General features: G+C 63.9%; 1 pseudogene. It reads left to right on the top strand.

The annotated features are described in order from the left end of the window. Positions 1-1,002 (top strand): annotated as a pseudogene (locus FOS14_RS24490) (IS3 family transposase); the annotation flags it as partial. Between the last annotated feature and the right edge of the window lie 40 nt (positions 1,003-1,042).

Below are 1,042 nucleotides of genomic sequence, written 5' to 3' on the forward strand. Positions count from 1 at the left end.
GCCAGGTGCGTCACCGCCCGCTGACGACGTAGCCGCGCAACTGCGGGAGGCACACAAGCGGATCAAGCTGCTTGAGCAGGAGGCCGAGGTGATGCGCCGCGCGGTCGGCTACCTGTCCCGGGACGCGAACCCAAAATGATGTACCCGCTGGTCCTCGACCTTGCCGATGACGGAGTGCCCGTCACGGTGACCTGCCGGGTCCTCGGGTTTTCCACCCAGGCGTTCTACAAGTGGCGCAAAGCGCCCGTGTCACAGCGGGATTGGGATGATGCGCACCTGATCAACGCCGCCCGCGACATCCACGCCGACGACCCCGCCTTCGGATACCGGTTCATCGCCGACGAGTTGCCCGAGCGCGGGATCACCGCCGGTGAGAACCGTGTCGCGAGGTTGTGTTCACAAGAGCGGATCTGGTCGATCTTCGCCAAGAAGCGTGGACTGAACCGTCGATCCGGTCCGCCAGTGCATGACGACCTCGTGCAGCGCCAGTTCAGCGCTCAGGCCGCCAACCAGGTGTGGCTGGCCGACATCACCGAGCACCGCACCGACGAAGGCAAKCTGTATCTGTGCGCCATCAAGGACGTGCATTCCAACCGGATCGTGGGCTACTCGATGGACTCGCGGATGAAGTCCTCACTGGCGGTGGCTGCCCTGAACAATGCGATCGCACTTCGATCACCCGTGGCGACGATCGTCCACTCGGACAGGGGCAGCCAGTTCAGGTCTCGGAAGTTCGTCCATGCACTGTCGCACAACGGTTTACACGGATCGATGGGACGTGTCGGTGCGTGCGGCGACAACGCCGCCATGGAATCGTTTTTCGCCCTTCTGCAACGCAACGTGCTCGACCGGCAGCGCTGGTCAACTCGAGCCGAACTTCGCCTGGCGATCGTGTCCTGGATCGAGCGGACCTACCACCGACGCCGTAGGCAACGCGCGCTGGGCAGGCTCACCCCGATAGAGTTCGAACTGCTCCACACAGCAGTCGCAACCGCGGCCTGAAATTCACACCCCGCGAGCCAACTGAACTCGGGGCAGTCCC

The sequence above is a fragment of the Skermania sp. ID1734 genome, assembly GCF_007489285.1.
Lineage (GTDB): Bacteria > Actinomycetota > Actinomycetes > Mycobacteriales > Mycobacteriaceae > ID1734.